The following is a 7,136-nucleotide window of genomic DNA, read 5'->3' as shown; positions in this document are numbered from 1 at the left end:
CCAGAGCATCAACGGTCAGGCCCGCAAGATCCTGGTTCACTTCGACCGCAACGGCTTCGGCTACACGCTCGACCGCACCAACGGCGAGCTGCTGGTGGCCGAGAAGTTCGATCCCAAGGTGAACTGGGCGACCAAGGTCGACATGGACAAGAACTCTAAGACCTACGGGCGTCCTCAGGTCGTCGCGCAATACTCGACCGACAAGCAGGGCGAGGACCACAACACCAAGGGCGTCTGCCCGGCGGCGCTCGGCTCCAAGGACGAGCAGCCTGCGGCCTACTCGCCGGACACCCAGCTGTTCTACGTGCCGACCAACCACGTCTGCATGGACTATGAGCCGTTCAAGGTGAGCTACACCGCCGGCCAGCCCTATGTCGGGGCGACGCTGTCGATGTATCCGCCCCAGGGCGAGACCAACATGGGCAACTTCATCGCCTGGGACGGCAAGACCGGCAAGATCGTCTGGTCCAACAAGGAGCAGTTCTCGGTCTGGTCGGGCGCGCTCGCAACCGCCGGCGGCGTGGTGTTCTACGGCACGCTCGAAGGCTACCTGAAGGCCGTCGACGCCAAGACCGGCAAGGAGCTCTACAAGTTCAAGACTCCGTCCGGCATCATCGGCAACGTCACGACCTATGAGCAAGGTGGCAAGCAGTACGTCGCAGTGCTGTCCGGCGTCGGTGGCTGGGCGGGCATCGGGCTTGCAGCCGGTCTGACCGATCCGACCGCGGGCCTCGGCGCCGTCGGCGGCTATGCCGCCCTGAGCAACTACACGGCGCTCGGCGGCACGCTGACCGTGTTCTCGCTGCCGCAGTAAGCCAGGCATGCTCGCTTCCGGCGTGTGGACCGTTCCACGCGCCGGAAGGCCTGCCACCGACAGTCAAGGACAAGCTCTTGCGTATCATTTTCTTATTGGTGGCCGCGGCGTTCCTCGTGGCCGCCGGAACAGTTGCCTTCGCCGACGGTTCGGGCGACCCGGCCGCGGTGAAGTCCGAGGACGGCAAGTATTTCGACAAGGAAGGCAATCCAACCTACAAGATCGCGGCCGACGGCACCGTGGACTGGTACACCTATTCCGGATACCGCCGCTATCATTCGGAATGTCACGTCTGCCATGGGCCGGACGGAATGGGATCGACCTACGCGCCCGCGCTGAAGGACTCGCTGAAGACCATGAGCTACGGCGACTTCCTGAGCACGGTGGCGAGCGGCCGCAAGAACGTCTCGACGGCGCAGGAGAACGTGATGCCCGCCTTCGGCGATAATCCGAACGTGGCCTGCTACATGGACGACCTCTATGTCTATCTGCGCGCCCGCGCCAACGAGGCGTGGGGCCGTACGCGTCCGGCCAAGCACGAGGAGAAGACGCAAGCATATACCGACGCCGAAAACTCATGCATGGGCACCAAACATTGATGATGGATCGATGGTAGGAAGGCGACATGGGACGTGTGACAACGTCTGGTGCCCCTGAAGGGTCAAAGAGGAGTTTGCAATGAAGACGCGCGCTGCGGTCGCTTTCGAAGCCAAGAAGCCGCTGGAAATCGTCGAGGTCGATCTCGAAGGGCCCAAGGCCGGCGAAGTCCTGGTCGAGATCAAGGCGACGGGCATCTGCCACACCGACGCCTACACGCTCGACGGCTTCGACAGCGAAGGAATCTTCCCCTCGATCCTCGGCCACGAAGGCGCCGGCATCGTGCGCGAGGTCGGCGCCGGCGTCACTTCGGTAAAGGCCGGCGACCACGTGATTCCGCTCTACACGCCGGAATGCCGGCAGTGCAAGAGCTGCCTCAGCCAGAAGACCAATCTCTGCACCGCGATCCGCGCCACCCAAGGCAAGGGCCTGATGCCCGACGGCACCTCGCGCTTCAGCTACCAGGGCAAGCCGATCTATCACTACATGGGCTGCTCGACGTTCTCGAACTTCTCGGTGCTGCCGGAGATCGCGGTGGCGAAGATCCGCGAGGACGCTCCCTTCGACAAGAGCTGCTACATCGGCTGCGGCGTGACCACCGGCGTCGGCGCGGTCGTCAACACCGCCAAGGTCACGCCGGGCGCCAACGTCGTCGTGTTCGGCCTCGGCGGCATTGGGCTGAACGTCATCCAGGGCGCCAAGATGGTCGGCGCCGACAAGATCATCGGCGTCGACGTCAACGATTCCAAGGAGGAATGGGGCCGCAAATTCGGGATGACGCACTTCGTCAATCCGAAGCAGGTCTCCGGCGACATCGTCGCGCACCTGGTGACGCTGACGGACGGCGGCGCCGACTACACCTTCGACTGCACCGGTAACACCACGGTGATGCGCCAGGCGCTGGAATGCTGCCATCGCGGCTGGGGCGTCTCCGTGATCATCGGCGTCGCCGAAGCCGGCAAGGAGATCGCCACCCGGCCGTTCCAGCTCGTGACCGGCCGCGTCTGGAAGGGCACGGCGTTCGGCGGCGCGCGCGGCCGCACCGACGTGCCGAAGATCGTCGACTGGTACATGAACGGAAAGATCCAGATCGATCCCATGATCACCCACGTGCTCAAGCTCGAGGAGATCAACAAGGGATTCGACCTGATGCATGAAGGCAAATCGATACGCTCGGTCGTCGTGTTCTAGAGAAACGTCGCACACAAGGAGGATTGACTCATGGCTGCTCTCATCCACCCCGCGGTTGACAACGGCGTCAAGAAGGGCTCCGGCTCTTTTGCCGGTGGAACGCTGGTCTGCAAATGCCACGACAAGCCGGTGAAGGTCGGCGTCAAGGGCGACGTCGCCCACAACCACGCCTGCGGCTGCACCAAGTGCTGGAAGCCGCAGGGCGCGGCCTTCTCCGTCGTCGCCGTGGTGCCGCGCCAGAACGTCACCGTGCTCGAGAACGGCGACAAGCTGCAGATCGTCGATTCCTCGGCCGTGATCCAGCGCTACGCCTGCAAGGCCTGCGGCACGCACATGTATGGTCGCATCGAGAACACCGGCCATCCCTTCTACGGGCTGGACTTCGTCCATCCGGAGTTGTTCCAGGAAGGCGGCTGGGCGGCGCCCGGTTTCGCCGCCTTCGTCTCCTCGGTCATCGAGTCCGGTGTGAAGCCGGAGCAGATGGACGGCATCCGCGCACGGCTGAAGGAGCTCGGGCTCGAGCCCTATGACTGCCTGTCGCCGCCGCTGATGGACGCGATCGCGACCCACGTGGCGAAATCCAAGGCTGCGTAGAAACAACGATCGGTAGGGTGGGCCAAGCGGCCACATGCACCTGAGTTCGCCACGCGAAGGCGGAAGCGTGCCCACGATTCAGGGCGATGACGTCGATAGATGGTGGGCACGGCGCTCCGCGCCTTAGCCCACCCTACGGCTCCGTCCGGGTTGTGACACCATAGGAGACCGCAGCAGCTTTCTCCCCCGACTTTGTCAAAGTCGGCTTCCTCGCCCGGCTCCGCTGCCGGGCGAGTTTTTTGAATGACCATCGAAACCGCGACAAGCGGGATGAGGGCCGGACACGCCGGCGCGGGCTATTGCGCCAGCGTCATCTTCGGCGGCGTCACGGGATCGCGCGCCAGATGCTGGCCCGCGCCCTTGCGGCCGACGAGCTTGCCGTCGTCGACGACGATCTCGCCGCGCACCAGCATAGTGACCGGCCAGCCGGTGACGCGGATCCCCTCATAGGGCGTGTAGTCGGAGCCGTGATGCAGGATGTCCTGGCTGATGACGACCTCGCGCACGGGATTCCAGATCGCGATATCGGCATCCGCGCCGACGGCGATCGTGCCCTTGCGCGGATAGAGCCCATAGGTCCTGGCGTGGTTGGTCGCCGACAGCGCGACGAAGCGGTTGAGGTCGATGCGCCCTTTCACCACACCTTCCGAGAACAGGATCGGCAGCCGGGTCTCGATGCCGGGAATGCCGTTCGGCACCCAGCGGAAGCTGGTGCGACCCTTCGGCGCCAGCTTGCCCTGCTCGTCATAGCGGAACGGGCAATGGTCGGAGGAGAACACGCTGAACACGCCCTGCTGCAGGCCTTCCCAGCAGGCCTGCTGGCTCGCGACGTCGCGCGGCGGCGGGCTGCAGACATATTTCGTGCCCTCCATGTTCAGCCCTTCCATGTCCTTCTCGGTCAGCACCAGATATTGCGGACAGGTCTCGCCGAACACCTTCAAGCCGCGCTGCTGGGCGCGGCGGATCTCCTCCATCGCCTCGCGGTTGGAGACGTGCACGATCATGACCGGCACGTCGATCAGCTCGGCCAGCGTGATGGCGCGGTGGGTCGCCTCGCGCTCGACCGGGATCGGTCGCGAGGAGCCGTGGAAATGCGGCGCGGTCTTCCCCGCCCGCTCCAGCCGATCGGTGAGGAAACGGATGGCGTCGAAATTCTCGGCATGCACCATGACAAGCGCGCCGGTCTCACGCGCGACCGACATCACCTCCAGGATCTGGCGATCGCTCAGCGCGAGGTCCTCGTAGGTCATGAACACCTTGAAGGAGGAATAGCCGTCCTTGATCAGCGCCGGCAGTTCCTGGCCGAGCACCTGGTCGGTCGGATCGGAGATGATGAGGTGGAAGCTGACGTCGATGTAGCAGTTGCCGTCGGCCTTGGCGTGATAGTCGCGCACCGCCTGGCGCAGGCTGTGGCCGCGCTCCTGCATGCAGAACGGCAGCACCGTGGTGTTGCCGCCGAACGCCGCGGCGCGGGTCGCGCTCTCGAAATCGTCGGCCATCACGATGCCCGGCCCGCTCGGCTGCGAGATGTGGACGTGGCTGTCGATGCCGCCGGGCAGCACGAGCTGGCCGGTCGCATCGATGATCCGCCCCGCCTCGCCGAGATCGTGGCCGAGCGCGGCGATGCGCCCGCCGGCGATCCCGACGTCACAGCTGAAGGTATCGGAGGCCGTTGCCACCGTGCCGCCGCGGATGATGCTGTCGAAGGCCATGTGCTGATCCATCCATGTCAGGAAGGGCTGTCACTGTCGCGATGTTCGATCCGTGCCGCAAGTTTTTCGCTGAGGCCCAGGGTCGGCTTGGCCGCCGGCCGCCGGAACGTGCCGGCGATCGCCTTGCGCGGCGCCAAAGTCACCAACGCCTCGGCCTGCTTGACCGCGGAAGCGATCGGATCGACCAGCGGCACCGGCACGCGGTTGCGCACCCTGGACGCAAGACCTGCCAGCGGCGCGCCGCCGAGAACGACCACGTCGGCCTCGTCGTCGGTGACCGCCTGGTTGGCCAGCGACACGAGGAGATCCTCCTTCTCCTCCTGCACGTCGGCCAGCGACCTGAACGACTGGTCCAGCGCCCGCACGCCACAGCAACGCTCGCGCAATCCATGCATCTCGACGCATTCGCGGTACCAGGTGCCGAGCGTCGTCGCAAAGGTGACGATGGCGAAGCGCCTGCCCAGCATGCAGGCGGTCAGCATCGCCGCCTCCGACATGCCGATCACGGGAATGTCGAACAATTCGCGCGCGCCGAACAGGCCGGGATCGCCGAAAGCGGCGATGATCGCCGCATCGGCCGAGGCGTGATGCTCCGCGAGCATCTCGATTGCAATGGCACCGCCGATCTGAGCCTCCGCGCGGGTCGCGAGATAGGGAACGCCGCGCGGCGCCGTCAGCGGAACGAGCTCGGTTCCGGTTGCGGCAACCGGAGCCGCCGCAGCGACCAGGAGATCGGTGACCGCCGCCGTGGTGTTGGGGTTTACGACCAGAACGCGCATCTGCCGTGCCGAAGGTAGCGTTGATCCACGGTCCTGCCTCCCGGTGCCCGTTGCTGTTGCAGGAACGTACGACTTTTCGCCACTGTCACCATGGACAATCTGTGTATCCTCGATCATCACCCGGCACAAATTTGCAGCACGATCCATGCCCCGCGCGACCCGTCTCGGAATGCTGACGCCTTCGTCCAACACGGTGCTCGAGCCGGTGACGTCGGCGATGCTCGCGGGCACCCCCGACATCACGGCGCATTTCTCGCGCTTTCGCGTCACCGAGATCGCGCTGTCCGACCAGGCGCTGCGGCAGTTCGACGACAGCGAGCGCCTGCTCGCGGCCCGGCTGCTGGCTGACGCCAAGGTCGACGTGATCGCCTGGAACGGAACCTCGGCCGCGTGGATGGGGTTCGAGCACGACGAGGCGCTATGCGCGCGCATCCGCGCCGCCACCGGCATCGCCGCGACGACGACCGTGCTGGCGTTCCGCGAGTTGTTCCGCCGCACCGGCGTCACGCGCGTCGGCCTTGTGACGCCTTATCTGGACGACGTCCAGGCGAAGATCATCGCCAACTGGTCGGTGGCAGGCTTTGCCTGCAGCGCGGAACGCCATCGTGGCCTGCAGGACAATTTCTCCTTCGCCGCCGTGACGCCGGAAGATATCGCGGCGATGACTCGCGCCGTGGTCCAGGACGGGTGTGAGGCGGTCGCGATCGTGTGCACCAACATGCGCGGCGCGCATCTCGCGACGACGCTGGAAGCCGAGCTCGGCCTGCCCGTCTACGACTCGGTGGCGGTGACGCTGCTGGAATGCCTGCGCCTCGCCGGATGCGACCCGCGCGTCATCCGGGGCTGGGGCGGCCTGTTCTCCGATCCCCGAAACCACCCCTGGTGGGGCGGTTCGGCTTGACAGGCCTCCGCCTCGCATCCGAGCCTGGAGCATGATCCGGAAAAGTGCGAAGCGGTTTTCCGAAAAGATCATGCGCAAACAAGAGCTAAGGCGCGATGACGATTCAACTCAATCTCATCGCGCTTTAGCCTACTCACATCCTGCCGGAGCGACCGTGATGAGCCAGCCGATGATCCCGCGTGAACGCTGTGACTATTCCGCGATCGTCGATCGCCCGCCGCTCAAGCTGCCCGGCAATGCCCGCATCGTGATCTGGACCATCGTCAATTACGAGGTCTGGGACATCGCCAAGCCGATGGCGCGGCAGGTGCTGCCGGCGCCGACCGGCGTGCCGCTGCTGCCCGACGTGCCGAACTGGAGCTGGCACGAATACGGCGTGCGCGTCGGCTGCTGGCGGTTCTTCGATCTCTACCGCAGGCTCGGCATCCGCCCGACGCTGTCGATCAATGCCCGCGTCTGCGAGGACTATCCGCGCGTCGCGCAACAGGCCAAGGACCTCGGCTGGGAGTTCATGGGCCACGCCTATCAGCAGGGGCCGATCCACAAGG

General features: G+C 65.4%; 6 protein-coding genes and 2 pseudogenes. 6 read left to right on the top strand and 2 right to left on the bottom strand.

The window, feature by feature from the left end; all coding sequences use genetic code 11:
- From xoxF5 to gfa, 4 genes and pseudogenes are all read left to right on the top strand, one after another.
- Positions 1 to 814, top strand: a pseudogene (gene xoxF5, locus JOY90_RS04235) (lanthanide-dependent methanol dehydrogenase XoxF5); the annotation flags it as partial.
- A gap of 77 nt (positions 815 to 891) precedes the next feature.
- Positions 892 to 1,413, top strand: a complete 522-nt coding sequence (locus JOY90_RS04230; protein ID WP_291689906.1) for a c-type cytochrome, methanol metabolism-related — start codon at positions 892 to 894, stop codon at positions 1,411 to 1,413.
- 79 nt (positions 1,414 to 1,492) lie between these two features.
- Positions 1,493 to 2,602: an S-(hydroxymethyl)glutathione dehydrogenase/class III alcohol dehydrogenase gene (locus JOY90_RS04225; RefSeq protein ID WP_291689905.1), complete on the top strand. Its 1,110-nt coding sequence runs from the start codon at positions 1,493 to 1,495 to the stop codon at positions 2,600 to 2,602.
- A 30-nt stretch (positions 2,603 to 2,632) separates the two neighbouring features.
- Entirely contained in the window at positions 2,633 to 3,196 is a 564-nt protein-coding gene (gfa, locus tag JOY90_RS04220) for an S-(hydroxymethyl)glutathione synthase (protein WP_291689904.1), read from the top strand.
- A gap of 296 nt (positions 3,197 to 3,492) precedes the next feature.
- Here the strand turns inward: gfa and hydA are convergent, their stop codons facing one another.
- Positions 3,493 to 4,908: a dihydropyrimidinase gene (gene hydA / locus JOY90_RS04215; RefSeq protein WP_291689903.1), complete on the bottom strand. Its 1,416-nt coding sequence runs from the start codon at positions 4,906 to 4,908 to the stop codon at positions 3,493 to 3,495.
- Positions 4,909 to 4,925: 17 nt separating this feature from the next.
- Entirely contained in the window at positions 4,926 to 5,687 is a 762-nt protein-coding gene (locus tag JOY90_RS04210; RefSeq protein WP_291689902.1) for an aspartate/glutamate racemase family protein, read from the bottom strand.
- Between the two features lie 145 nt (positions 5,688 to 5,832).
- On the opposite strand from JOY90_RS04210, the gene JOY90_RS04205 reads away from it, so the two are divergent.
- Positions 5,833 to 6,588: an aspartate/glutamate racemase family protein gene (locus tag JOY90_RS04205; protein ID WP_291689901.1), complete on the top strand. Its 756-nt coding sequence runs from the start codon at positions 5,833 to 5,835 to the stop codon at positions 6,586 to 6,588.
- Between the two features lie 157 nt (positions 6,589 to 6,745).
- Positions 6,746 to 7,136: pseudogene (locus JOY90_RS04200) on the top strand (polysaccharide deacetylase); the annotation flags it as partial.

The sequence above is a fragment of the Bradyrhizobium sp. genome, assembly GCF_019242285.1.
Taxonomy (GTDB): domain Bacteria; phylum Pseudomonadota; class Alphaproteobacteria; order Rhizobiales; family Xanthobacteraceae; genus Bradyrhizobium.
The sequence above is the reverse complement of the archived record's forward strand: the minus strand, read 5'-3'. Positions and strand labels throughout refer to the sequence as shown.